The 26,222-nt window shown below is 40.1% G+C and carries 20 protein-coding genes and 2 pseudogenes; 13 read left to right on the forward strand and 9 right to left on the reverse strand.

All coding sequences use genetic code 11. From position 1 onward, the window contains the following. A pseudogene (locus RMY32_RS01710) lies at window positions 1-119 on the forward strand (IS630 family transposase); the annotation flags it as partial. Between the two features lie 5 nt (window positions 120-124). Beyond that, window positions 125-586, forward strand: coding sequence for an alpha-ketoglutarate-dependent dioxygenase AlkB (locus RMY32_RS01715; RefSeq protein WP_322709540.1), 462 nt, complete (start codon window positions 125-127; stop codon window positions 584-586). 185 nt (window positions 587-771) lie between these two features. Here RMY32_RS01715 and RMY32_RS01720 read toward each other — a convergent pair whose 3' ends face one another. The 3 genes from RMY32_RS01720 to RMY32_RS01730 form a co-directional block, all read right to left on the reverse strand. Then, window positions 772-1,293 (reverse strand): FKBP-type peptidyl-prolyl cis-trans isomerase, encoded by a 522-nt coding sequence (locus RMY32_RS01720; RefSeq protein ID WP_322694426.1) that lies wholly within the window; start codon window positions 1,291-1,293, stop codon window positions 772-774. 78 nt (window positions 1,294-1,371) lie between these two features. After that, complete coding sequence (locus tag RMY32_RS01725) at window positions 1,372-1,698, reverse strand: phasin family protein (RefSeq protein ID WP_190941652.1); 327 nt, start codon at window positions 1,696-1,698, stop codon at window positions 1,372-1,374. 340 nt (window positions 1,699-2,038) lie between these two features. Beyond that, on the reverse strand, window positions 2,039-2,449 hold the full coding sequence (locus tag RMY32_RS01730; protein WP_322709541.1) for a 2TM domain-containing protein: 411 nt from the start codon (window positions 2,447-2,449) through the stop codon (window positions 2,039-2,041). Window positions 2,450-2,965: 516 nt separating this feature from the next. Between RMY32_RS01730 and RMY32_RS01735 the strand changes: the two genes are divergently transcribed. Together RMY32_RS01735 and RMY32_RS01740 are read left to right on the forward strand one after the other, a co-directional pair. Then, window positions 2,966-3,850 carry a ParA family protein gene (locus RMY32_RS01735; protein WP_322709543.1) on the forward strand — a complete coding sequence of 295 codons (885 nt, stop codon included), beginning with the start codon at window positions 2,966-2,968 and terminating at the stop codon, window positions 3,848-3,850. A 422-nt stretch (window positions 3,851-4,272) separates the two neighbouring features. Continuing rightward, window positions 4,273-7,656: an amino acid permease gene (locus RMY32_RS01740; protein WP_322709544.1), complete on the forward strand. Its 3,384-nt coding sequence runs from the start codon at window positions 4,273-4,275 to the stop codon at window positions 7,654-7,656. A gap of 74 nt (window positions 7,657-7,730) precedes the next feature. On the opposite strand, the gene RMY32_RS01745 is transcribed toward RMY32_RS01740, so the two are convergent. The 3 genes from RMY32_RS01745 to RMY32_RS01755 form a co-directional block, all read right to left on the reverse strand. Next, the gene (locus tag RMY32_RS01745) at window positions 7,731-8,882 is read right to left on the reverse strand and encodes a histidine decarboxylase (protein ID WP_322709546.1); all 1,152 of its coding nucleotides are present in this window, start codon (window positions 8,880-8,882) and stop codon (window positions 7,731-7,733) included. Between the two features lie 616 nt (window positions 8,883-9,498). Further along, window positions 9,499-12,450 (reverse strand): isoleucine--tRNA ligase, encoded by a 2,952-nt coding sequence (gene ileS / locus RMY32_RS01750; protein WP_322709559.1) that lies wholly within the window; start codon window positions 12,448-12,450, stop codon window positions 9,499-9,501. A gap of 299 nt (window positions 12,451-12,749) precedes the next feature. Further along, on the reverse strand, window positions 12,750-13,187 hold the full coding sequence (locus tag RMY32_RS01755; RefSeq protein ID WP_322709547.1) for a hypothetical protein: 438 nt from the start codon (window positions 13,185-13,187) through the stop codon (window positions 12,750-12,752). A 343-nt stretch (window positions 13,188-13,530) separates the two neighbouring features. Between RMY32_RS01755 and RMY32_RS01760 the strand changes: the two genes are divergently transcribed. The 9 genes from RMY32_RS01760 to RMY32_RS01800 all read left to right on the forward strand — a co-directional run bounded on the left by RMY32_RS01760 (window position 13,531) and on the right by RMY32_RS01800 (window position 24,036). Further along, window positions 13,531-13,743, forward strand: coding sequence for a hypothetical protein (locus RMY32_RS01760; protein ID WP_322709548.1), 213 nt, complete (start codon window positions 13,531-13,533; stop codon window positions 13,741-13,743). A 353-nt stretch (window positions 13,744-14,096) separates the two neighbouring features. Further along, window positions 14,097-17,279: a CHAT domain-containing tetratricopeptide repeat protein gene (locus RMY32_RS01765; protein WP_322709550.1), complete on the forward strand. Its 3,183-nt coding sequence runs from the start codon at window positions 14,097-14,099 to the stop codon at window positions 17,277-17,279. Between the two features lie 3 nt (window positions 17,280-17,282). Beyond that, window positions 17,283-17,657, forward strand: a complete 375-nt coding sequence (locus RMY32_RS01770) for a hypothetical protein (protein WP_322709551.1) — start codon at window positions 17,283-17,285, stop codon at window positions 17,655-17,657. Beyond that, the gene (locus tag RMY32_RS01775; RefSeq protein WP_322709552.1) at window positions 17,657-19,030 is read left to right on the forward strand and encodes a hypothetical protein; all 1,374 of its coding nucleotides are present in this window, start codon (window positions 17,657-17,659) and stop codon (window positions 19,028-19,030) included. Before RMY32_RS01770 ends, RMY32_RS01775 begins: the two co-directional genes overlap by 1 nt. Window positions 19,031-19,401: 371 nt before the next feature. Then, complete coding sequence (locus tag RMY32_RS01780) at window positions 19,402-19,770, forward strand: cyclic nucleotide-binding domain-containing protein (RefSeq protein WP_322709553.1); 369 nt, start codon at window positions 19,402-19,404, stop codon at window positions 19,768-19,770. Window positions 19,771-19,879: 109 nt separating this feature from the next. Next, window positions 19,880-20,245 (forward strand): Lin0512 family protein, encoded by a 366-nt coding sequence (locus tag RMY32_RS01785; RefSeq protein ID WP_322685873.1) that lies wholly within the window; start codon window positions 19,880-19,882, stop codon window positions 20,243-20,245. A 484-nt stretch (window positions 20,246-20,729) separates the two neighbouring features. After that, window positions 20,730-22,088 carry a Rieske 2Fe-2S domain-containing protein gene (locus tag RMY32_RS01790; protein ID WP_322709554.1) on the forward strand — a complete coding sequence of 453 codons (1,359 nt, stop codon included), beginning with the start codon at window positions 20,730-20,732 and terminating at the stop codon, window positions 22,086-22,088. 373 nt (window positions 22,089-22,461) lie between these two features. After that, window positions 22,462-22,800, forward strand: a complete 339-nt coding sequence (locus RMY32_RS01795; RefSeq protein ID WP_322709556.1) for a hypothetical protein — start codon at window positions 22,462-22,464, stop codon at window positions 22,798-22,800. Between the two features lie 513 nt (window positions 22,801-23,313). Then, complete coding sequence (locus RMY32_RS01800) at window positions 23,314-24,036, forward strand: hypothetical protein (protein WP_322709557.1); 723 nt, start codon at window positions 23,314-23,316, stop codon at window positions 24,034-24,036. An 84-nt stretch (window positions 24,037-24,120) separates the two neighbouring features. On the opposite strand, the gene RMY32_RS01805 is transcribed toward RMY32_RS01800, so the two are convergent. From RMY32_RS01805 to RMY32_RS01815, 3 genes and pseudogenes are all read right to left on the reverse strand, one after another. Next, a complete protein-coding gene (locus tag RMY32_RS01805; protein WP_322685843.1) occupies window positions 24,121-25,008 on the reverse strand; it encodes a hypothetical protein in 888 nt (295 codons plus the stop codon). Window positions 25,009-25,056: 48 nt separating this feature from the next. Further along, window positions 25,057-25,566 (reverse strand): hypothetical protein, encoded by a 510-nt coding sequence (locus tag RMY32_RS01810; RefSeq protein ID WP_322709558.1) that lies wholly within the window; start codon window positions 25,564-25,566, stop codon window positions 25,057-25,059. Window positions 25,567-25,832: 266 nt separating this feature from the next. After that, window positions 25,833-26,222 (reverse strand): annotated as a pseudogene (locus RMY32_RS01815) (photosystem II q(b) protein); the annotation flags it as partial.

Genomic DNA, 26,222 nt, shown 5'->3' on the forward strand with positions numbered 1-26,222 from the left:
CCGAGCTTAACAAAATTGAGCGATGTTGGTCATGGTTAAAAAGCCGAATTCGTAAGCAAATAATTCAATTTGGCTGTCTGAGAGATGCGATGGAAGCTGTGCTTCACACAGCGGCTTAACCGCCTTGGCGGTTGCTATATCCATAATTAACTGGGATGAGCGTATACAGGCACGAAAAACAGCTAGCTTTGGTTCACCATATAATTACTCAAACATTTCTTACGACTCATGCCCGATGCTGAATGAGTTAATTCCTATTATTGATAGGCTTGAAAAACACTTTGGGTTTCGACCAAACAATTGTTTAGTCAATTATTACACAAATGGTAACTCAACAATGGGATTTCACTCCGATTCAATTGATGAACTCATGGACGATACTGGTATCTCTATTATTTCGTTAGGGGCTGAAAGAATAATTACATTTCAAAATAAACTAGACAAAACCATTGAACATAGTTACTTACTCAAAAGTGGTTCTCTACTTTTTATGTCTCAAAAGACGCAGCAATACTGGAAGCATGGAATTTTCAAGCAACCAGAAACATTCGGACGTATTAGTCTGACTTTTAGGTTGTTGGTATAGTTGCGGCAGTCCGATTAAAGTTACAGATACTTTTTCTCATCTTTTCTAGCTATACTTCTGTCCCATCTGTAGTTTGAAATACCTAATTTATCTGATAGGGTATTGGGCATTCAGAACAGAGAGAATAGAAACTTATGTTAATAACTCCTCCTTGTTCCCAGTACCCAATCCCTAGTCCCCAGTCCCTATTTAACTCCCAGCAATTCCACTTCAAAAATTAGAGTTGCGTTGGGTGGAATCACGCCACCAGCACCACGAGCGCCATAGCCTAATTCAGATGGAATGATTAACTTACGCTTACCGCCTACTTTCATAGTGCTAAGTCCTTCATCCCAACCTTTGATTACCTGTCCAGCACCGATTTTAAAGCTGAAGGGTTGGCCGCGATCGCGTGAACTATCAAACTTAGTACCATCTTCTAGAGTGCCGACATAGTGAACTTCAACCGTTTGTCCCGGTTTAGGAGTCGCCCCAGTTCCCTCTTTTAACTCCACATACTTTAATCCAGAGGGAGTGGTTACGGCATTAGCATCAGACATAGTATTACTCGCAATTAAGATATTGTTTTCAGTTACAGTTGTGGATACTGGCGGCGTTTGGGTTAACTCGGCAGCAATTGCAGTATTCTGTTTACTACTTACTTGCCCCACAATCAAAAGCGCAACACATACCAGCATGAAGGCCACGCTGAGGAAAATTGGTTTCAAAATCAGTTCTCCTTACTTAGGTATCCTGGCAAAAAGATTACCAACAGGACACATTTAGTTTAAATCACAAAGGGCATTCTAACGCCAAAGCTTATTTTCTAAATCTCGTAATTGACGCTCTAAACGGTCAATTCTACCCCTCAGTTCGTCCACTTCTGACTGACGAGCCACCCCCAAATCCTGCATCATGTTTCGCATTTGCCGTTGCATTTGCACATCGAAGTTTCCCTGTTCCGACTTTAACTGCTGGGCAATATCATCTATTACCGCCTTGGCTTGCTCAGGATTGAGCTTACCGTCTTTGACTAAATCATCGCTGACTTGCCGCAGTTTTTCTGCGACTATAGACGTTGTGCCAAGACCCACCATCATTAGCTGTTGCAACCAGTTGTTGTTGTTGTCCATACTCCCTTCCTCTTATCTTATTAACCAGCCGACCCTTGCTCCTGAGTTTAGGCAATCAAGCTTCTTAAAGCGTAGTTATTCTAGCCTACAGCTCTATTTTGGCAAATTGGCAAGCACAAAGATAAGGATCAAAGGTCGTGATTATACAACTCCTCAAGTTTAAGGTTGCCCAGATTTATATATTTTGCAATGTCACAGGCAATTCCCTATAAATTACAAAGCTCACACTCACCCCTGGCGGTGAATGTGAGTAGTTCATGGGAAGATTTTATTTAGAAGGATGCACAAATTTGGATAACAGCGATCGCTAAATATCTGAGATTGATCGTTAAAGGAGAAGTTAAATTTGTGTACGCCATTTCTGAAAAGCGATCTCGTCATCCTCTGATTTACTCTGATAAACACTCCACCAATGAAAAAATAATCCTAACCCCCATCCTAATACTGGGAAAATAGCCCAAAAATAACTAGGACTAGTGATTAAATTTAAAAGAATGAGGAATAAATTCACCGCTACGAAAGAAACAAAGTGTGTCCAAAAGGCTCTGCGTCGGAAAGTATTAAATGTGTGTCGCGAACGTTCCTCTTCTTGTTGAGCCAACCACTTTTGTTCTGTTGCTTCCAAAATATTAGAAGAAATACCTAACTCAGATGCCATTTCTAAAAGCTGTTCTCGTGAAAATTCACCTTCCTGTTTACGAGTGAGTGCTTTTTGCAAGATTTGTTCTACATCTTTGGAATCGTAAGTCATTTTAATTACCTTATAAGTTTGTGTGTAAATGCGCCTTTGATTTCACGAAATTATCAATCCGCTTCGTTCAATTCAATTAGCAAATGCATCCACATTTTGCACCCAATACTTAGTGATATTCACAACACTATTATTTTCTCACAATTGATTTAGGGCTACTGTATTTGTCAATACCTCTATACTTGCTTTGTGAGAGCAAGCTGTTACGGCATTAAGCCCAAGATTGTCATTATGGAGTAAAGGAGGCTGGTAGCTCAATTCTAGGCAAAGATCCACTACATATTGCTGCCTCAATCGAGTCAACATTACTGAAATCACTCTTTTGAATTTCCAAAAATATTAAGTTTAATGGAAGATTTAAGATATCAGCAAAGGTGTACGCTACCTAGTAGTCTGTCAAGTTTGATTTAATCGGTTCGTAGTTTGTGCTTTAGCGTTAACTAGAAAATGATCCGCACTTCTAAATTATTTCTTGACAGACTACAAGTGTGAATGCGTCAATAGAGGACTCAATCAATGGGATATGTAATTGCTACTGCTAATATGAAAGGTGGCGTTGGTAAAACTACCCTCACCGTCAACTTAGCTACCTGTTTAGCTAAAAATCATGGCAAGCGGGTGCTGGTTCTTGATTTAGACAGCCAAATTAGCGCCACACTCAGTTTGATGTCGCCTTTAGATTTTGCCAAGCTTCGTAAACAAAGTAAGACATTTAGGTATCTGATAGACGAAGTTATCAATCCAGACCCACAAGCAAAATTTACAATTAAAGATATCATTCAATCCCAGGTTTGTAATCTTCCCGGACTAGATTTATTGCCGGGAGACATTGATTTATATGATGAATTTGTTGTTTCAGAAATGCTGCATCAGCAAGCAACTGCTTTGGGCGAACAAGACTTTGAAACGATTTGGAATCGCTTTGAAAGGGTCTTAATTAATAATATCTTAAAACCAGTACATCAAGAATATGATTTTATCCTTCTCGATTGCGCCCCTGGCTATAATCTCTTGACTCGTAGCGCTTTAGCTGCCAGTGATTTCTACATACTTCCTGCAAAACCAGAACCATTATCTGTTGTGGGTATTCAACTCTTAGAAAGACGGATTGCCCAATTAAAAGATAGTCACGGACATGAAACCAAGATAGATATAAAAATGTTGGGAATTGTATTTAGTATGTCCAGTGCTAACCTGCTCACTGGCAGATACTATAAACAAGTAATGCATCGCGTTGTCGAAGATTTTGGTGTCGAAAAAATTTGTAAAGTACAAATACCTGTGGATGTCAATGTTGCCAAGGCTGTTGATAGTTTTATGCCAGCTGTTTTAATTGCTCCCCAATCAGCAGGTTCAAAAGCTTTCTTGCAATTAACTCAGGAGTTGTTGCAAAAGCTATAGCTCTAGTTAATTATTGATGAACAACACGATTTCCGATTTATTAAATTAGAGATATCAATGTAAAGACGTAGCATTACTACGTCTTTACAAGGGTTTCAGGCAATGAATAATATATTTTTGGAGATGTCTATGTCTATTAAGTAGGTCACAAATCTGAACCTTTCAATTTTTCTAACAGTCTAAAGAAAGAGAATTTATACTTACTCAGTGAGAAACAAGCTATATGGAATAAATCTCAAATAACCAATTGAAAATTCTCTATTCAAGAAAACTCTTTAGGCATAAGGTCAATCTAAAATCTCAAATCCCCAATTCAGTAACAAATAAGTTATCCTTTTTTAAAGTTCAGCAGTTATACGGAAGCTATAATTGGTGAGATTCAGCTATTGAGTGAAAAGGTCAGTAAATCTCACTAAGAAACAATGGTTAGTAACGATTCTGCACGGGCACAGAACAATCAGCACTTGCTAATGCGCCTACCACGGACTTTAAGTTATCTCGAAACCTGGGGCTTTGGGTTAACTGGTCATGTTGGATGGATTGGTACTGCCCCTATCATTCATGCAGCGTTAGGGCCGAAAGCTATCTTAGTTTGGTTTTTTGGCACGATTATTTCCTTTTTGCTTAACTTGCAGGTACAAAGTCTAGGTAGGCATTGGTCAGATGTTGCCGGAGGAACACCAAACTATACCACAAGGCTATTAAAGAAGTTTCCTGGCTTAGGCCGTTACGTAGCATTAGGATACTTTTTTAGCTGGGCAGCAGCACCTGCACTGTATGCGATTATTCTTACCAACCTAATTAAAGTCAATTTTGAAACATTAGGTATTTCTTGTCCAGAAACTTTCTTAAAAGTTTTATTTACAGCGATTCCATTTGTTTTAGCGTTCAGTGGCACCCGTGCTTTGGCACTTCTACATTTATTTTTTGTATTCCCAGCGATTTTATTACTGTTATTGTTTTGTGTTCAAGGCGTATTATGGTTTGCCTTCTCATCTGCTAATTTAAATTTTCTCCCAACTAGCACCCATAGCCTGAGCTTTCAAGAATGGGCAAAATGGTTTTTTCTAGCTAGCTATTCAATTTATGCTTGTGAAACCACTTCTTCTTTTGTTGCTGACAGCCGCCACCCATATAAAACTTTAAAGTTTTTAACCGTAGCTGCTTGGTTAATTCCTCCGGTGTTTCTAGGTGGTTCTTGGGTATTAATGTGTTCTACTCCAAATTCAACAATAGGTGACGATGCGTTCTTAAATCTGGTAGCGGCTTCTAAACCTTTTTGGGGTGAATCTGCCCCCTTTCTAGTAACACTTCTGATTACTATATCTTGCCTTCTAAGTTCTGCTACAGCAGTTTCTAACTCTCCTCGGATATTATATCAGCTTGCCTTAGACAGACAGCTTGCTCCTATATTTGCATTAGTTTCCCGTCAAGGTGTCCTTGTTCCTGCTATTTTAGTTACCTTTCTACTCAGTTTGCTTTGTCTAAATTTGGGAAATATATCTCAACTTGTCACAGTAGCAGGCACCTGTTATCTCATGTCTATTATGGGTCTACATCTGGGATTATGGATGTGTCGTGGTAAACCACACGTATTATGGCCTTGGTGGTCACTTGGTTTTTTCTTGATCGAAGCGGTAGTTCTAATAGTGGGAGGTTTAGCTTGGAACTGGAGAGATTTCTTAGTGGGATTATTATTACCCATTATTTTGACAATTGGAGATTTAGTTCTAAGGCGGTTAAGATTTGCGCCATTACATCCAAATTGGTGGATACAGCGTTACGATACTAAGCCTAGTAGAAATAATCCCGATTTTGTAGTATTACAAGTCATTGTTTTAGTATCATTGATTTGTATTACTGCCACAATCAGTTGGGTTATTCGCGATTTTTTAGATAGATTTTCTAATCATCCTCAAAATTCCTTTCTAGCGATTTTATTAGTGACGCTTTCTTTTACAGGGGTTGCGATCGCTTGTTGGACAACCTTACCACAAATCATTGCTATTGATGAAGCACGCAAACAAGCAAGAAACCTATTTATCACTACTCTCGATACTGTTCCAGATACTGTTTTAGTATTAGATGAAGACGGGACAATTTCTCAGACAAATGCCGCTGCTGAAGAATTATTTCAAACAAGTATTCAACAGTTGCTTGGGCGAAACTTAAATCAACTTCTAATATGCTATCGCGGCAAACCGGAGCAATGGTCTACTAGAAGCGAGCAAAGCTTGAAAATTAACCAAGGTTTGCGAATTGTTGAATCAACGATTTCCCAGCCCTTTAATTCTTTGCTACGGGAGTATATTGTTATTGTCCGTGATATCACTAAGCGGAAGCTAGCAGAAGAAGAATTAATCCAGTATCGTTATCAACTTGAGCAGTTGGTGCTAGAACGCACTATTGAACTTATTAGGGTTAATAAACAACTTCAACAAGACATTGTTAAACGTCAAGAAGCACAAGAACAATTACTGCACAATAGTCTTCATGATGGGCTAACTGGATTACCTAATCAACGGTTATTTATGGAGCGGGTGCAGCAGGCAATAGAACAGTCTAAACAGCAAAATAATTATTTATTTGCCGTACTATTCTTAGATTTAGATCGCTTTAAAGTTGTTAATGACAGCCTTGGACATCTACTAGGAAATCAACTTCTGATTGCAATTTCTCATCGGCTCAAGTCAGTTCTGCGAGGCGGAGACATAGTAGCTCGTTTTGGCGGAGATGAGTTCACAATCTTAATTGAGGAAATTGAGGATATCAACACCGCAATACAGGTCGCCGAGCGAATTAAAAAGGTGCTAGCTTTGCCATTTCAATTAAATGAGCATCGGGTGTTTACCAATGTTAGTATTGGCATCGCTTTGAGTAGAGCAGATTATGAGCAAGCAGCGCAGATTTTACGCGATGCTGATGTGGCAATGTATTGTGCCAAATCACTTGGTAAGGCACGTTATGAGGTTTTCGATCCAAAGATGCACGAGGGTGCAGCGTTGCTCTTAGAGTTAGAAACTGCTTTGCGAAATGCGCTGCTAAAGCAAGAAGAATTTCGCCTTAATTACCAGCCAATTATTTCACTCACAACTGGCAAAATTATTGGATTTGAGGCACTGATACGTTGGTATCATCCAGAACGAGGACTTATTTCCCCTCAAGATTTTATTCCCTTGGCTGAGGAAACTGGAATGATTGTGAGTATCGGGCAATGGGTGCTTTATGAAGCCTGTCACCAAATGCACAAATGGCATAAACAATTTCCTACCTCACAGCCTTTGACGATGAGCGTAAATTTTTCTGGTAAACAAATCACACAACCCGATGTGTTTAAACAGGTTAAACATATTTTGCAGCAAACTGGACTAAAGCCATGCTGTTTGAAATTGGAAATTACTGAAAGCTTGTTGATGGATAATTTTGAATTAGCTACCACTGTGCTTTCTCAATTAACAGCGCTGAATGTTGAAATGCACATGGATGATTTTGGGACTGGCTATTCATCCTTGAGTTATCTACATCGCCTACCAATCAAAACCATTAAAATTGACCGCTCTTTTGTCAGCAGTATAGGTAGTCAAGGAGAAAATTTAGAAATTATTCAAGCGATTGTGACATTAGCCCATAATTTAAATATGTCTGTAACAGCAGAAGGCATAGAAACTGTAGACCAATTAACACAATTGAAGGCTTTAGAATGTGATTATGGGCAAGGGTATTTTTTCTTACCACCTATGGAACGGGCAGAAGTAGAAATACTCCTTGCTGCTAACTTGTGCGGAAAAAACTTTTTAAAAAGATAAAATCTTGGGAGCAAATTCTTTTTAGAAAACTATCTTCTCAAACTGGGCGTTTAATTTAACTTGATAATCTATTTTTAGAGTAGCGCTGATTGTAGGTGGAAATTCTCTACATTATCAACTAATCCTTCTTCTAACAAAAGTTCGTTAACAAAAGTATCTATTTTGTGCCGATCGATATTTTGCATGACTATGATGTGTACCCAATTTTCATAAATCGCTAGCTGCCACTTTTTAATTAACTTTTGAGAAGGTTTTTGAAACACTACGGTATTGGAAAATTTATTGAGCATACATGGATATTCTCTGATTTTAAGTTGTTGGAAAAGATATTGAGCATTATCTATACAAGTTTTTGCTTCTTTGGCTAATCCATCATAACCTCTTGTTTTCATTGCATACCAGAGAATCAGAGGGGTATGACCGTTCCTAGAACCGAGAATGGTTGTATCTGATGAACCAATATATTCAATTGCTGTTTCAACTTTTTCTACCCATTTTTTCTTGGTTAAAACTACCCCGCAAGGTAAGGGCGAACCAATGAATTTAGCAGAAATAGCTATACTATCTATGGGTTTTTGAAAGTTAACTTGTGGAGCGCCATCTAGAAAGGGTAATATTAATCCCGAAAGGGCGGCATCACAATGAATGTAGTAATCTTTAATTTGATTGCGCTCTAAAATTTCGAGAACTTTGTCTAAGTTATCAATTGCGCCTTTGACAGTAGTCCCAATATTCAAATTGACGATCGCAGGATAATTACGATTTTCGCTAATGAGTTTTTCAAAATGTTCATAATTCATCTCTCCATTAATTTGTGAGTTAACAACATTGTGTTGAATGCGAAATAATTTTGCCGCTTTTGGTATGGAGTAATGAGAGTCTTGTGATGAGTAAAGAATGCCATCGGCATAGATTTCTCTTGCTAAGAACATTCCATATAAATTACCTTCAGTTCCGCCAGCAGTAATATAACCCCAGAACTGATTTTCTGGAATTTTATAAAGTTGGGCAAAAAAAGATAATACTTCTTGCTCAAACTTACGAGAATGGAGACCAAAATCTGGTTCAATGTATGGATCTCCAGCATTATTTAACAGAAAATTGAAAAATTTGCCGAGCGCACTGTAATCACAACTTAAATTATATGGATAGCCTGCATGAAGCTGCGATCGCTGTTCTATTTGTACCAGAAAATCAGCCAATTCCTTAGCAACTTTGTTTGACATATCTCTCTATCTCTTAAATTTTGATTGAGTTAATGGATGTTTTAAACCAGATTACACGTATTAATCCATACCTTTATTTTTTTTTAATAATGACCCCCATTATCGCTTTAAGAGAAGATAATACAGTGAAAATACTGATAAATATTCAGTAATAATACCCAATTTTTTGCTGAGAAAGTATATTACACTTGAAACTTCTACATAATACGAAATAACCAGAATACGTATTACGTAAAATATTCTTTTAGTCGCTGACTGCAATTTGATTTAATTACATATTTAACTTTGTGCCAGTTGCGTAATCTCTCGGTACGAATAGGCTATACAACGAAGTCCGCTTATGCGGACTTCATCATGTTAAAAAGAGATTTCCAAAAATTAAATATCGGTTATCTAGAACGCTAATAGAGACTTAGCACTGCTTGTCTTTATATTCTTGCAGTTTCCAGTAGATGAGGTACAAAATACAGGACTCACGCATCCAAAATCAAGAGTTTCTACTTCCTTGTTTCTGTCTTTTGCCTCAAATCCTGTAGTTTTGTACTTCATGTAAAAGAAAATTGCTGTCAGTGCATTTAGCCATTTGTAGTTTGCTAGTGCTGTGGAATTTTTGCTTTTAAAATTCTCCAGCTAAGGCTACTACACACCGTTCGCAAATTAAGGGGTGTTCTGCTGATTCTCCCACATGAATAGAGTAGTTCCAACAGCGATCGCATTTTTGTCCGTCTGCATTCGTTACCCCAATTCCCCAGTCTTCTGTCTGCGCTGTATATTTCAATTGTTGCAACCCCTCAGCAGAATCTAATAATTCTACTTGGGAAGTCAGCAATAAATACCGCAGTTCGTCAATCCCGTTACCCTTAACCGGGTTAAAGGCTTTGATAGCATCACCTAATTGTTTGTTAGGTATATGAATCAAAGCTTTCGCTTCTAGGGAAGAACCAATGAGTTTTTCTATCCTGGCTTGTTCCAACACTTTATTCACATCGGTGCGGAGTTGTCGCAGCACTGACCAAAATTCTGCTAACTCTGGATTACGCCATTTTTCTTCAACCTGCACCCAACCGGCTTCAAATACCGATTTGTAAGGTGTTTTGTATGGGAGATATTGCCAGATATCTTCGGCAGTGTGAGATAACACTGGTGCGATCGCTCGTGCTAAATTATCTATTGCTATTTTCAGCACCGTTTGACAACTGCGACGGCGGAATGCATCTTTTGCACTAATGTACAATCTATCTTTGGCTACATCTAAATAAAAGTTGGATAAATCCACCACGCAAAAATTCTGCACTGTCTGGAAAAAGCGGAAGAATTGGAAATTATCAAAGGCTTGAGTAACTTCCTCAAATACTTCGGTGATGCGGTGCAGCATATAACGGTCAAGTTCTGGCAATTCCTCAAAAGGAACTGCATCTTTTTCCGGGTCGAAATCATCCAAGCTACCCAACAAAAACCGTGCCGTATTGCGAATTTTGCCTCTGACATCATTCATTTGCTTAATGATGTTTTTGCCAATGCGGACATCGCCAGAGTAATCAACCGATGATACCCACAATCGCAAAACATCTGCACCGTATGGCGGTTCTACTTTTTGATTTTTCCCGCCTTCAATGATTGTATTTGGATCGATTACATTTCCTTCTGACTTACTCATCTTTCGGCCTTGTTCGTCCAAAGTGAAGCCGTGAGTTAGTACAGTTTTGTAAGGCGCAATGTCATTTACTGCTACGCTGGTGAGCAAGCTGGATTGAAACCAACCGCGATGTTGGTCAGAACCTTCTAAATATATATCAGCAGGATAGCGTAATTCTGGACGCTGTTGGACGACAGCCGCCCAAGATGAGCCAGAATCAAACCATACATCCATTGTGTCTGTACCTCTGCGGTACGACTTACCATTATTACGATAAGATTCGGGTAATAACTCCTCAACTGAAAGTTCCCACCAAGCATCGGAACCTTTTTCAGCGATGATTCCTTGGACGTGGTTGATAATTTCTTCATTCAGCAGTGGTTCTCCCGTGGCTTCATCGTAGAAAACGGGAATGGGTACACCCCAAACGCGTTGACGCGAAATACACCAATCAGAACGTTCCGCTACCATTGGCGTGATCCGATTTTCACCTTGGGCTGGAATCCATTTTACCGTGGCGATCGCCTCTAGCGCTTCTTCTCGAAATCCTTCCACGGAAGCAAACCATTGTTCAGTGGCGCGGAAAATTGTTGGCTTCTTCGTTCGCCAATCATAAGGATACTTGTGGGGATATGGTTCTTCCTTCAACAAAGAACCAGCCGCACTTAAGGCATCAATTACCGCTTGATTCCCATCACCCAACACATTCAACCCCGCAAATTCTCCCGCTTCCTCGGTAAAATTGCCATTGTCATCCACTGGTGCAAGGATGGGCAAACCGTAGCGTTGACCAACAATGTAGTCTTCTTGACCATGACCGGGAGCAGTATGTACCAACCCCGTACCCGATTCAGTAGTGATGTAATCACCGCCGACGATAATCGGACTTTCGCGGTCATATAGAGGATGACGATAAGTAGTATGTTCTAAATCATTCCCCTTGAAGGTGGCTTTTACAGTTAACTCAACTCCCAAGGTTGAAGATAAACGTTCCACTAAATCAGCAGCAACGATGAGATAGCGGAACCTCACCCCCTCAGTCCCCCTCTCCGTTAACGGAGAGGGGGAAGAAACTTCCTCACTCCCCCTCCCTGCTTGCGGGGAGGGGGTTGGGGGGTGGGGTTCTACTTCCACCACTGCATAATTTAAATCTGCATTTACCGCCACAGCCAAATTCCCCGGAATTGTCCAAGGTGTAGTCGTCCAGATAGCCACACCTAAATCTGACTGATATTGTGCCAACAGTGGTTTTACAGTTTCCGCCAAACTTGTAACTGCAAAAGCTGCATAGATACTACGGGAAACGTGACCTTCAGGATATTCCAACTCAGCTTCAGCCAAAGCGGTATGAGAACTGGGACTCCAGTGAACCGGTTTTAAACCGCGATAGATATAGCCTTTTAAGAACATCTGACCAAACACGCCAATTTGAGCTGCTTCATAAGCCGGCTTCAGAGTTAGATAAGGGTGGTTCCAATCACCCCAAATACCGTAGCGTTGAAAATTTTGGCGCTGGTCGTTTATCGTAGCTAAGGCAAATTCTTCCGCTTTTTGTCGCAGTTGTAAAGATGTTAAGTTTTGCCGTTCTGCTGACTTCATATTCTGCAAAACTTTTAACTCAATCGGCAATCCGTGACAATCCCAACCAGGAACGTAGCGAACTTTACGCCCTTGTAATATTTGGTAGCGGTTAATAATATCTTTGAGAATTTTATTTAAGGCATGACCAATATGGAGTGAGCCATTAGCGTAGGGAGGCCCATCGTGCAGTATAAATAATTCGCCGGGGTTATTTTCAAAGAGGCGATCGTAAATTTTATTTTCTTCCCAAAATTTTTGGATTTCAGGCTCGCGCTTGATGGCGTTTGCCCGCATATCAAAATTAGTCTTGGGTAGGTTTACAGTATCTTTGTAACTTCCTGATTCGGTCACAGTCTCATGCCTAGAATTAGGTGTGCAGGTTTTATTAATTATAGAAGATGGCATGGAAACCAAAATTTGCTTTTTGAACGGGAGTTTGATAAACCTCTCCCTACCTTGAATTTTCGTTAATAAAGTTGCAAATAAAAGATAAGATTCCACAAGGGCGACGCCGAATAGCCTGTCGTAGACATCGCCACTATAAAATTCAGATCAATTAAAGGTAGGTTGGGTTTCCTTACGTCAACCCAACTTATATTTAATGCACAAATTTAGACTTGACACCGCACTAGATTTATGCAAAAAGTGGATTATTGTAGCGCAGGAGTTGTGCCGTTACCGTTAGTTGACGCATTCGCAATTGCAGCTTGAGCAGGTTGACTAGCAAGAACCGCTACAATTGGAGCAGCTTTTGAACTAGATTTTTTATTTCTTTTTCCATTAGAGCCGCCAGCCTTGGAATACTCTATACTGTTTCTGCCGTAGATACTTGCAACTCCACTTAGCATTCGTTCAGACATTTCGGAGAGGGTTTTATCCATCTGGATTATTGTTTTACGCGATTCTTCAAGATTGGATACAAGCGTGTTATGAGCTTCTAAGGTTGCACGGGTAGTAATGATGAGGTGGTTGTAGGCTTCAATGGTTAATCCATGTCCTAAATCCAGATTTTCATCAACGGATTTAAGCAAGGCGAGACGAAGTTGGGCTTTGTCAACAGCAGCAGAACCACGAGTTCTTAAAGACATGAGATATCCTTTTGTTTAAGATTTCCTTTTTCAACATAGTGGAGTATCCTTTTGCCTGAAATGGGTAGTTTTGTGGATTTATTTCATTAAAAGTTCAACGAAATAATTACGAGTTTGTCTGTATTTTTACTTATTTTTTATATCTATTTGTTGTTTGAGATTAAGTGGATGTTTGAAAAGTTTTCTTCTCGGTAACAAAACGTTATAGATCCCCCTAAATCCCCCTTAAAAAGGGGGACTTTGATTCCGGTTCCCCCCTTAAAAAGGGGGGCTAGGGGGGATCGGTTAGTGCCTAAAATCACAGCCAACCACTTTTCAAACAACCTCTAAGTGCAATCAGCAATTGCGAACCCCAAATCAACAATTGCGAACCCCAAATCAACAATTGCGATCGCCAAATCAACAATTGCGAACCCCAAATCAACAATTGCGAACCCCAAATCAGCAAATGCGAACCCCAAATCAGCAAATGCGAACCCCAAATCAACAATTGCGAACCCCAAATCAACAATTGCGAACTCCAAATCAGCAAATGCGATCGCCAAATCAACATTAGAAAGGGGAAACTAGAACATCTAATTCCCTCCTTTTTATAGGCTACGGTGTATACACAAGTTGAATTATCCCCCTTAATCCCCCCTTGTCAAGGGGGGAAACCGGAAAATCTAGTTCCCTCCCCTTTGCAAGGGGAGGGTTAGGGTGGGGTAATTCGAGGACTAGTAGCGATTCGATAACTTGTGTATACACCGTAGTTTACAAGGGGAGGGTTAGGGAGGGGTAATTCAATAATCTGCGTGTACACCGTAACCTTTTTAAGGAGGATCTAAAACTTTTCATCCCCTCATTTTTCAGAAATTGAGGATAATACTGTTGAAGCTTCATCAAGATGCATCTAATTCACACCTGCTCATGAACGAACAGCGTCTACAGGTTTATAATCAGCTAATTCAAACCCTGCTAGATTGCCCTAGCGGGGAAGAACCAGAGATATTAGCAGCGAATATAGAATTGCTAGATGCTGACTTTGTGCAGGTTGTTACAGCAGCAGCAGAGCATTTCGCCCAGCAGGGAGAGGAAAATACTGCCGAGTGGTTGAGAAACTTAGCAACATATCTTACTACCCCAGAAACTACCCCCATTACTCAAGAAGATATAGAGACTTACGGGCAATTTTTAATAGAAATACTGCAAGCAACAGCAGAAAGCAACGGCGATGCTCGAGTAATTTATCCATTGCTGGCAGCAAATACCGATAAACTCAATCATATTTTTGCTGAATTATTGCGTCGCTGGGCAACAAATACCCTAGCAGAAGCGGAACTAGATGCAGCAGCAAACATTGGCACAGTAATTGGTAATTTTAGTAATCTGATTCAGCAGTTCCCCTTGGGTAGAAAAGCCAGCAACATAGAAATTGCTATTACTGGCTACGAAATCGCCCTCACTGTTTACACCCGCAGGGCCTTTCCTGAAAATTGGGCAACGACGCAAAATAATTTGGGGGCTGCTTACGGTGAGAGAATATTAGGAGAACGAGCCGATAATATTGAAAGTGCGATCGCTGCTTATTCTGCTGCGCTCGAAGTTAGAACCCGCAGCGCCTTTCCTCAAGAATGGGCAAGCACACAAAATAATTTAGGGAATGCTTACGGTGAAAGAATATTCGGGGAACGAGCCGAGAATATTGAAATGGCGATCGCGGCTTTTTCTGCTGCTCTGGAAGTATATACCTGTAGCGCCTTTCCTCAACAATGGGCAAGCACGCAAAATAATCTGGGGATTGCTTACTCTGACAGAATATTAGGAGAACGAGCTGAGAATATTGAAAAGGCAATCGCGGCTTATTCTGCTGCTCTAAAAGTTAGAACCCGCAGTGCCTTTCCTGTTGATTGGGCAAGCACACAAAATAATCTAGGGACTGCTTACTCTGACAGAATATTAGGAGAACGAGCCGAGAATATTGAAAAGGCAATCGCTGCTTATTCTGCTGCTCTGGAAGTTAGAACCCGCAACGCCTTTCCCCAACAATGGGCAAGCACACAAAATAATCTAGGGACTGCTTACTCTGACAGAATATTAGGGGAACGAGCCGAGAATATTGAAAAGGCAATCGCTGCTTATTCTGCTGCTTTGGAAGTTAGAACCCGCAGTGCCTTTCCTGTTGATTGGGCAAGCACACAAAATAATCTGGGGAGTGCTTACCGTAACAGAATATTAGGAGAACGATCTGAGAATATTGAAAAGGCGATCGCTGCTTTTAGTGCCGCCCTCAAAGTGTTAACCCGCAACGCTTTTCCTGTTGATTGGGCAAGCACACAAAATAATCTAGGTAATGCTTACCGTAACAGAATATTAGGAGAACGAGCCGAGAATATTGAAAAGGCGATCGCTGCTTTTAGTGCCGCACTCGAAGTTAGAACCTATAGTGCCTTTCCTGTTGATTGGGCAAGCACGCAAAATAATCTGGGGGCTGCTTACTCTGATAGAATATTAGGAGAACGAGCCGAGAATATTGAATTGGCAATCGCTGCTTATTCTACTGCACTGGAAGTTAGAACCCGCAGCGTCTTTCCCCAAAAAAATGCAGAAACTTTGTTAAATCTCGGCAGGTTATACCAAGACGAAAAACTATTTGACTCAGCTTACAATACCTTTGTTTCTGCCATTGCTACAGTTGAAGCTTTACGGGTTAAAATTGATTCTACTGAAGAAGCCAAGCGTAAACAAGCAGAAGAATGGAATCAACTTTATCGATACATGGTGGAAGTTTGCCTAGCATTGGCAAGAGACACTGAGGCAATAGAATATATTGAACGTAGCAAAACCCGCAATTTAGTAGAACTGTTAATTAAAGCAACATCAACAAGCCTAGAAAGGTTGCCTTTAGTTGGTAGCAGCATCCACTTTTTAGAAATTCAAAACCTCTTAGACAACGAAACTACAATCATCCAATGGTATCTTTTTAATGATTGTTTTCGTGCTTTCATTATCACCAGCGACAACAAGCCAGCCATCTGGCATTCTAGTCAACAAGACTTAGATGCCTTAATCGATTGGACAAATGAATATCTACGCGACTACTACAACCCGGAAGACAAAGATAAAATCCAATGGCAGAATCAGCTAGAAGAACGCCTAAAAAAGTTAGCAGAAATTCTGCATCTCAAGGAGATATTAGACCAAATACCCCAACAATGCGACAGATTAATCCTTATTCCTCATCGCTATTTACACCTGTTTCCTCTCCACGCTTTACCCGTCAAGGAATCATACCTAATTGACTTATTCCCCAATGGCGTAGGCTATGCACCCAGTTGTCAACTACTGCAACAACTGCAACTGCGTCAACGTTTTGATTTTCAATCTTTATTTGCCATCCAAAACCCCACAGAAGATTTATATCAAGGCTACGAAAAAGATTTAGGAGCAGTTGCAACCATCAAAAAACAGTTTACTGATGTTAATATTTTGAAGCAAGGCCAAGCTAACAAGTCAGCAATTTTGCTCGGCATTAATGAAAATCTTCCCAATGTCACACTACATGAAAAATTGCTGAAAGCTAACTGTGCTTTTTTCTTCTGTCATGGATACTTTAACTTTGCTTCTCCCCAAGATTCTGGTTTACAGTTAGCTGATGGAAACCTGACTTTAGCAGATATCATTACTCACTTCAAACTAGAAAACTGTCGCCTAGTCACTCTCTCTGCTTGCGAAACTGGTTTGACCGACTTCACAAGCACTAGTGATGAATATATTGGTTTACCCAGTGGATTTTTGTTAGCTGGTAGTACCAATGTAGTCAGTAGCCTTTGGACTGTCAGTGCTACAGCTACAGCTTTATTGATGATAAAATTTTACGAAGAACTACAGCAGCAAAGTAATATTGTATTAGCTTTAAATACAGCACAACGTTGGTTAAGGGATACCACAGTCAAAGGCTTTCAAGATTGGCTGATTAACTGCTCACTAAGTCTAGTTTGGCAAGCACAACTAAATCAATACTTTGCCGATCATCATAAAAATGCTTCAGCCAAACCCTTTGAATCACCTTTTTATTGGGCTGCTTTTTGTAACATAGGTAAAGGAATTTAGAAAATGTCAGTTTATCAAAATAGCATCCAAGCTTTTATTCAAGTCCTTGACTCTCAATCAAATTTGATTCCTATTCAAGACTGGTATGAATTGCAGCAACTACCTAATCAGTTACCAGAAGATGATGAGGAAATATCAGAAATCCTAGAAAAATGGTTGCAATCAGAATCCCGTAATCAACTTCTAGAAGCTTACAAGCAAAACTTGAAATCACTCACTGCTGCATCTCCTATTGATGTAGATATAAACATAGGAATAGCTAATAGTAAATCACAAACTCCAGTCAATCAACCTAGTGAATCATCAAAGGAACTTATAGATAACGCCATAAAAAATAACTCTCCTTTGTCTGAAAACACTAAACCCGACAAAAAATAGTGAAGAATTTCAGCCTCAGTCTCTATGCTTTTCATCTCCGCAACACCCTAACTGAACTTCCCGGTGAAGTTGTGGCTGATGCTAATATCTTGTGGGAAAATTTGGTGAAAGTGGGTGAAAGTTCACTAACTTTTGTTGGGTTGAAAGATTTGCGCTCAAAATTAATTTGTTATCAAAATAATATATACGACCCGAAGCGCGAACAAGGAAGAAAAACAGAATGGTTAACTGATTCGGGAATTTTAGATTTGGGTAGTCTCCCAACAACAGAAGGCTTTAAAATTAATGCTAACCTCCAGCCTTTCTTGCTTAACGATACCTACGCAGTTGATTTAACTCTGTTTCCAGAATCACCAAACATTTCCATAGACATACCACAACTGCAACATTTTAAACCAAGTTCCCTACTACCATCTCATATTCAAGCATCTTTAGGACAAACATTACTGATTTCTGGAGAAGTAGATTCAACTGAAGATTGTGATACGCTAGCTGAAAAATTAGCCATAGCCTTAGTAGCTGGCACAAATTTAAATACTGTACGATCGCAACAAGGAGAACTGTTTGGTAGTCATTTATTTGAATACCAAGCACTTGACCCAGATGAGCCAGATAATCCTGCCAAACAATGCCATATTTTAATAGTCATTAATAATAATAATAGTCAAGCTGCAACAGCAACACTTGCAGGAGAAGCATATAACTGGTTGCTAAATTTACTATGTAGCTACCATAAAATACTTTACATTTATCAACTAGCGCGTCAACGCTACCGAGAAGCGAGAACAATTTATAGTAATTTAGAAAATAAAATCCAAAAATTTAACAGCCTGACATCACAAAATGAAATAAAATTATCTGACTTAAAAAGCTTAATGGGAAAAATACCCACAAAAAGTTTTGATTACACCAGATGCTTGCAAGATTTACAAACGCACCACACAGCAATTACTACTAATATCACTAATTACCAAATTTGTTTAGAGAAGATTCAAACTATTGGTAGGGTAAATAGTCCTCAATCCTGGCAAGATTTTATTAATAAAGACTGTAAGAAATGGCAAGAACAAATACAAACAGATATTAACTATCTGACTCCAGGTAAAGAATTGTTTGGACAATTTGTTGATACTATCCGAGGTATAGTAGAAACGGGACAAGCCGAGAGCGATCGCTCCCTAGAAAACATTATCCAAGTACTAGGCATAGGTTTTGGTGGTGGTGCGATCGCCTCTGGGGTATTCACAACACACATTGATAAAATTAATCTCCCGTTGATACAAAAACATCCCCTTTACGCATCGTTAACTTTAAGCATCATTGCTACCTTGATATTTATCGCTTTGGGTTGGCTGATTACCAAACGTAAATAAAGTAAATTCTTCGGATAAACGATGCAAATAAAAGCACATGACCACAGAACAGTTACAAACCTTGAACCGTAATCCCCCGAAAAATTGGGGGACTTCAAGAGCTTTTTTACTGCCTTTTTAAAGGGGGTTGGGGGGATCAAAAGCCTGTAGCGCAACTCTAGAAGACTTGTGTGTACACCGTAGCTCCGACTCGGAGAGGGGGACGGTTTTGCCTAGTAAAACCTTCTTAGAGGTTTTTAGGCGATTAGGGGACTAATCAGGAATTTTGCGGAGATTGAGAGTTAACCAACAGAAAGTAGTATACTTTTCTTGGTTCGCCTAAAACTATCAAAAAGTTTCGCTTAAAAACCAATAATTTTGGGGTTGCTCTAATGCTAAGTCCTGTAGCCACAGTCAGTATATTTCAAAAACAACCCGACCCTAAAGTATTTTCAGCAGGCCAAGTCATCTTTGAAGAAGGACAGTCTGGTGATGAAATGTATGGAATTATCGAAGGACAGGTAGATATATTAGTCAATGGCAAGATTGTAGAAACTATTGAAACAGGCGAAATTTTTGGTGCAGGGGTGCTTGTAGGAGTAAAAAGTAGAACTTACGCAGCTATTACCAAGGTGGATACCAAGCTGGGTTTCCTTGATGAACAAGGGTTTCTCTTTGCCGTTCAGGAAACACCTGTGTTTGCTCTACAGGTAATGAAAAGTTACTCAGAGCGTCTGAGTCGCTTGCAACGTATGGTGTAAGGCAGAAGCAGGAGGATGTAGTAAGTAGAGTAGCAAGGTCTTTTGCCAAGTAGCTTCTCTAACTTCTGCCTTTTTTAGTGTCAAGATGGAAGATTTACCGGAGTTAGCAATGGCGCGTAAACGCTTGATTATCGAGATGGGGATGGGAATCGATCAACACGGACAAGAACCAACAGTAGCAGCATCTAGGGCAGTACGTAATGCGATCGCTCACAATGCATTACCTGGTGTTTGGGAAGTTGCAGGTTTAAATCATCCCAATCAAATGATTATAGAGGTTCAGGTGGCAGTGCCATATCCCGAACAAGTTAGAGAAGAAGAAGTACTCGCTGTATTACCATTTGGGCGAAAAACCCTCACCGTAGAATCTGGGGGGATGATAGTTCAAGGGCGAGCGATTCCCGAACTCAACGATAAAAATGACGAAATGTTGATTGCGATCGCTGCTGTTACAGTTCTAATCGAAGATGAGTAGCTGAGGCAATCCTTCTAGAAAGAGAAACTCATAGAAAAGTTATTAAGTTATTTGATTGCCGACTTCATTTGTGCAAACGCGATTTTTAATCGTTAAGTATATTTGCTGATTACTTTATCAAAAAGCCTCATTTCTTTATAAAAATACCTGTTTACTTGCTCAAAATACTTAAATGCTTTCTCAAAATGACCTTTGACTTACTCAAAAGCTGTTTTTGCTTACTCATTTTAGTGTTTTCCGCAAGTAAAACGACCTTTGACTGACTCAAAATGCTTGAATGCTTTCTCATGGTTATTTTTAGGACTTACGCACAGGTCACGCAAAATCAAACCACAGAGAACGCAGAGAACACAGAGGAATAAGAGTTCAAGAGCTTTTTTGCGTAAGTCCTATTTTTTGAAGTTCCACTCTAGAAATGTTCTATCTCTGGGACTAAATATTTGCTAATCCAAAAGTATAAAATAATAGAAACCTGGAGAAAACTATGTCATTACAAACAGAAACACTACAGGCGACACCACCAACTTCTACCTTTGAAAAACTAGAAGAAAAGCAGGAATTTAACTGGAGGCAATGCTGGTATCCCGTCACTTTCGTCAAAGACTTACCTGCTGACCGCCCTCATGGCTTTTCCTTGTACGATGAACCTTTGGTTTTGTTTAAAGACAAAGATGGACAATTGATTTGTTTAGCAGATCGTTGTCCTCATCGTACAGCTAAACTTTCTGAAGGACAAATTATTGACGGCAAAATTGAGTGCTTGTATCACGGTTGGCAGTTTGGCAGTGATGGTGAATGTCTGCACATTCCCCAATTACCAACAGATGCAAAAATTCCAGTCAATGCTTGCGTGCCATCTTTTAAAGTTGTGGAACGCCAAGGCATGATTTGGGTATGGGCTGGCGAAAAAGAAACTGCTGTTGATGAAATTATTCCAATTTTGCCAGATTTAGACAAGTCAGGATTTGTGTGTGCAGATTTTATATTGGATCTGCCTTATGACCAAACATATCTAGTCGAAAATGTCATCGATCCTGCTCATGTTGCTATTAGCCATAATGGCACTAGAGGGGGTGGTAATCGGAAAAATGCCCAACCGCTAGAAATGGAAGTGCTAGAGAATTCGGTTCAGGGAGTTAAAGGCAGGTGGCGGGGAGCTAACAAATCAAATGAAGCCTGGAAATATATTGATTTTGTTGCTCCAAGTCTTGTACTGAATACTGCTTATATTGAAAAAAAAGATTGGACATTTGGACTAGCTTTGTATTCAATTCCTTTAGGTAAAGGGCGATGTCGTCTTTTAGCTAGAGGTTATCGTAATTTCATGACTTGGGGAGTCAAGCTGAGGCCGCGCTGGCTCGATCACTTGAATACGAACAAAATATTGGAGCAGGATTTGCCTCTGATTGCGGGACAACAAGCAGAAATTGAACGCTTGGGAAGAAGTCTCAAAGAATTATATTTGCCGCTGAAAACATCTGACACATTAGTGATTGAGTTCCGTAAGTGGCTAGATAAATTTGGCTCATCTTTGCCTTTTTATCAAGGCTATTCTACATTTAAAAATGTTGAGAATGACGAGTTGAATTCAAAACCAATTTTGCTAGACAGATTTTCGCGACACACTCTTATTTGTAGTTCTTGCAATCGAGCTTATCAAGTGACAAATAGGATAAAACAAAGTTGTGTTGGAGTAGCGATCGCTTTATTTGCTATAGCGATACTTGCAGATGATTCTAGAATCAAAATCGCAGCAATATCGGTTTCCATAGCAGCAATTGTCATCTCTGTTATGGCTCATACACTCAAAACTCACTTTGAGCATTCCTACACTCGTCACTAAAATAGGTACTATAGGACTTGTATTTGATGGCGTGAAAAAAACTCAGTACACATTCATTCCTTCTTCCCTATTCCCTCCCTACGCAAATAATTTCTCCAAATCAAAGCCGATTCCTATAGGAACAGTTCGTAGTAAAGACTTTAGTCCTTATTTTCTCAGCACTAAAGTGCTTACTACAAACTTTTCATTACTAATTTAGACATTGTACTGATAGATGTGTGGTAAATTTGTTTACCTGAAACGATTTGCTCAAACTTCTTGTGTCGTTAAGTCGCGATCGAGTTAATGGCTCTGCGCTAAAGTAAAAATATTGGGATAAAAATCTCTGGCAGTAAATTCAACTGAATCACTAATCTTTACTACTGCGGCGATCATGTCTCAAGAGCATAACGAATCACTCCAAATTCAGGAGATCACCAAACTCAAACCGAAACACTTTGCTGATTTAATCAGATCGGCACAATTGGTTTTCGACCCCACAGCCGGAGTTTCGGGAAGACATATAATAGTTGACTGGGAACAATTTGGAATTCCCCGTGATGTAGCGGACAATCTCAAATCACTTGGTCAGCATTATCAGTATGCATCTCCTCACATCCCGGTTGAAGACATTTGGAGTAAATTAACTCCAGAAACTCGTATTTGGTTCGTTGAAAATAAAGATAAGTTGTGGCAGCTTGAAGAAGCTTTCCCAGCCCTTGACGAAGATTAAATGCCTGAACCATTGAAAGCAATACAAATTATTTCTAGGAGTACAGCATTGCTTAATGTGTCAACTTAAGCTGAAAGCCTTTTCAAATCTCGTTTCCAGCCTCTGGGCTGGAAATGCACTTCAATTAGGCTGCTGCCGCCAGCAAGGGAGGCGCAGCCTTTAAGATAGCATTCCCAGTCGGAGCAGGAGAACGAGACAACGAGACAATATCTAAAAGCTTGTTCTAGACTGGCTTTCATGTTAAGTTGACACCAATGGCTTATACTACTACACCCCACACCCTACAACCCGCCCCAACGGGGCTTAGTCAGTACTTGTTTCTACTTTTCTTAATTTTTTACTACATTCAACACCCTGTCCTGGCAAAGGCTTTATCTTTTCTTAGTGCCATTCGTGTATAGTTCCAAAATTTTATATCACTCATCAGCTTGTTAGCCTTAAGTAAACCGTATCGATCGATAAAGTATTGTAGATATCGTTAGTCTGCAATCCCTGGCTCTGGATTTTGAAAAAATGTTACGACTTTATCATTTATTACTAGGTTCTATTTTGCTGGTGTCAATACCAGTGGTAGCCAAATTTTTTTTACCCCAATTTTCTTCACCCAATGTAGTAAGATCTCCTACCGTTGCCAAACTTCCCAACTCTAATCAAGAAAATATTTGGCAGAAACTTCTGGGAAGTACTGCTGCTCCAACTAACTGGCAAGTTTATCCCTGTGAAGGAAATGCACCCCTGTTGTGTGTCTCCTCCAAAGGAAAACGTTTGGGTACAGTTGAGATTAACATTTACCCATTAGCAAACAATGAGGATTTCCGAAAGAAACTCTTAGCAGCTGGTATTCCAACTGCTTCTCTAGTAGACTACCAAAGTCCCAAGTACCAAACCCAGTTATTACCAGTACTTAAAACTTGGGTTGCAGATCGCTACGCTGCGTTAGCCAAAGATCGCCAGGGTGAATATGGAAAAGAGATTATTTTCTCAGCCTACCCACCGCAACCAGTACCCATTGGTAAGCTTCAGGGAATCCGTTATGGGTTCGCCGGACTTAAGCGACAAGGTGGAGTACAGGAGCAATATATCGGTCATGTTGCCTTTGATGGTACTAAACTTTACATAATGACTACTGCATTTGACACAGGTACGCAAACAGGTAAGTTTGATAAACTGGAGAACTTGGCTATTTTTCAACCTTACTTGTATGCGATCGCAGCAGATTTGCATTTACCTCAATAGGGACTGGGTATTAGGTATTGGGTATTGGGTATTAGGAAATCTTGCTTCCTAATCTTTAGTCCCCAGTCCCCAGTCCCCATTAACCTAAATCTCAGCTACCGCGCGTTCAATCAAGCGATGTGCTAAAGTTTGCGTGCCAGTATGCTCATAATAATTTGTTGCTACATCTAGGAATGCTGCGAGGTAGTCCAACTTGTCATCAGCAATATCGGTAAAACTTTGCAAGTTGTGGACAACCTTTTGCGGCGTTAAATTATTGGCGCTAACTAACCCACTCATCCAACCTTTCACAGAGTCAAAGCTTTCACCGATAAAGTTAAGTTTACTGCCGGCATTGTTCCCTGGAATCACATCTTTGATATTTTGGAAAGTTGAGTTTTGTTCTAACTCCTGTGGATTTGTTTGATTCAGCCCAGATATCGCTTTGCTGATAAAATCTGGGCCCAAAGGTATCAAACCATCAACGCAAACTAATGCCACCATGCGGATCAGCGACTCACCACTGTACTCTCCTAAAGAGGCGACAAAATCCCCAATACTGTCTCCGGGAATGCCGTTAATTTGACAGAAGGCTACTAACTCAGCCACTAATTTTAATGTCAGATCGATAGTTTGGGCTTTATCAGGTTTGGGAGTAACAGAGTTTAAAAAACCCAACAGAGGAATTTTTTCGCCGACTTTGTTAGCTAAAGCTGCTGCACCAAGGGCTTTATCTGTATTATCAACAGTTTGATATAACCACAAGGCTGTTTGGTATCCTTGGGATTTATCATTGAATAGATAAATCGCTCGTTCGCCAATTTGCTGAATTAAATCTTCGTCGTCTTCGCCAGTGACTTTCTTGATAGTGTTGACAAAGCCAACGGTATTTTGCCACTCTCCAGGAGCAACAAAATCGAGAGACTTCAACATAGAAACAGTCAAGCCGCCAGTTGGCAATTGATCGACTAACTCAACAATCGATTTGCTCACAAAAATCTCCTTATTTAGGTTTTATTATCTGAATGTTAGTAGTGCAAATCATTTCAGTCTAGCCAAACCATTAAGATTAAACTTTTCTAGCCAATCTTCGCGATCGCTAGCTGTAAATGACGGATCGCGAGAAAGTGCTTTTACTTGGTACTTACCAACCAAAATTGCAGTTTGCGTTTTACCAACTTCTATTGCGGGATAACCGCCAATTTTTTTAGTGCTTTTCGAGAACTTTGCTGCTGCACTAGGTGTGCTAGTGGTATCAGAAATAGACAGCAACGCTATATCTTTACCGCCTTTCTTCAACTTCGCTTCCGCAAAGCCTTTTTTCTCTTGGGTATAGACGCGTTGGTAGCCATCACCAGCTTTTGGAAAAAGTTGATTAAATTCGCTACCCTGAGTTGCGGTTTTAGCTACCGATTGACCGCTTTTTTGTTGAGTGCTTTCTTTTTGTGCCTGGTCAAAACGTCCCGGTGTTTTTGGACTACAGGCTGTTGTCAGTAGTACCACCGACAGCAACAAAGCGGCTACTACCCTACGCCCACGGTGTAAAATCATTCTTGGCTTCTCCTTGATATTTGAGCTTTAAGGCAATTATTTGCGCTGCTAGCAATTATTACCCGTTCTGAACCGTTATTAGCTGTAAAATTTACTTTTTGATAATTATTTCCTAAGTTCTCATTGATAAAGGTCATTTTTGCATTTCAAAAAAGTGTGCAATGCCACGCCAGTAATAGCAATTAGCCCAATGCAAAAACGCCCCCCCTTTCGGGAGAGCGTCTTTTATTTATAGAGAATCGTGAAGAGCGTATCTCAGATTATAATTAACCGTTGATAGCAGGAGCGCTTATTGCTACAGGAGCAGAATCGCCAGCAGCCAAATCCAGAGGGAAGTTGTGAGCATTGCGCTCGTGCATTACTTCCATACCCAAGTTAGCGCGGTTGATCACATCTGCCCAAGTGCTGATGACGCGACCTTCAGAATCAATGATTGACTGGTTGAAGTTAAAACCGTTCAAGTTGAACGCCATTGTGCTTACACCCAAGGCGGTGAACCAGATGCCGATTACAGGCCATGCTGCGAGGAAGAAGTGCAGCGAACGGCTGTTGTTGAAGGAAGCGTATTGGAAGATTAACCTCCCGAAGTAGCCGTGAGCCGCAACGATGTTGTAGGTTTCTTCTTCTTGACCGAACTTGTAACCGTAGTTTTGAGA

The sequence above is a fragment of the Nostoc sp. ChiSLP03a genome (genome assembly GCF_034531215.2).
Taxonomy (GTDB): Bacteria; Cyanobacteriota; Cyanobacteriia; order Cyanobacteriales; family Nostocaceae; genus Nostoc.

Excerpts from the sequence above, each read along its gene's own strand:
- RMY32_RS01770 (WP_322709551.1), top strand. The coding sequence starts at position 17,283 with ATGTCAGTTTATCAAAATAGCATCCAAGCTTTTATTCAAGTCCTTGAC.
- RMY32_RS01785 (WP_322685873.1), top strand. The coding sequence starts at position 19,880 with ATGGCGCGTAAACGCTTGATTATCGAGATGGGGATGGGAATCGATCAA.
- RMY32_RS01795 (WP_322709556.1), top strand. The coding sequence starts at position 22,462 with ATGTCTCAAGAGCATAACGAATCACTCCAAATTCAGGAGATCACCAAA.
- RMY32_RS01765 (WP_322709550.1), top strand. The coding sequence starts at position 14,097 with ATGAACGAACAGCGTCTACAGGTTTATAATCAGCTAATTCAAACCCTG.
- RMY32_RS01745 (WP_322709546.1), bottom strand. The coding sequence starts at position 8,882 with ATGTCAAACAAAGTTGCTAAGGAATTGGCTGATTTTCTGGTACAAATA.
- RMY32_RS01740 (WP_322709544.1), top strand. The coding sequence starts at position 4,273 with ATGGTTAGTAACGATTCTGCACGGGCACAGAACAATCAGCACTTGCTA.
- RMY32_RS01790 (WP_322709554.1), top strand. The coding sequence starts at position 20,730 with ATGTCATTACAAACAGAAACACTACAGGCGACACCACCAACTTCTACC.
- RMY32_RS01800 (WP_322709557.1), top strand. The coding sequence starts at position 23,314 with ATGTTACGACTTTATCATTTATTACTAGGTTCTATTTTGCTGGTGTCA.
- RMY32_RS01780 (WP_322709553.1), top strand. The coding sequence starts at position 19,402 with ATGCTAAGTCCTGTAGCCACAGTCAGTATATTTCAAAAACAACCCGAC.
- RMY32_RS01755 (WP_322709547.1), bottom strand. The coding sequence starts at position 13,187 with ATGTCTTTAAGAACTCGTGGTTCTGCTGCTGTTGACAAAGCCCAACTT.
- RMY32_RS01735 (WP_322709543.1), top strand. The coding sequence starts at position 2,966 with ATGGGATATGTAATTGCTACTGCTAATATGAAAGGTGGCGTTGGTAAA.
- RMY32_RS01810 (WP_322709558.1), bottom strand. The coding sequence starts at position 25,566 with ATGATTTTACACCGTGGGCGTAGGGTAGTAGCCGCTTTGTTGCTGTCG.
- RMY32_RS01725 (WP_190941652.1), bottom strand. The coding sequence starts at position 1,698 with ATGGACAACAACAACAACTGGTTGCAACAGCTAATGATGGTGGGTCTT.
- RMY32_RS01730 (WP_322709541.1), bottom strand. The coding sequence starts at position 2,449 with ATGACTTACGATTCCAAAGATGTAGAACAAATCTTGCAAAAAGCACTC.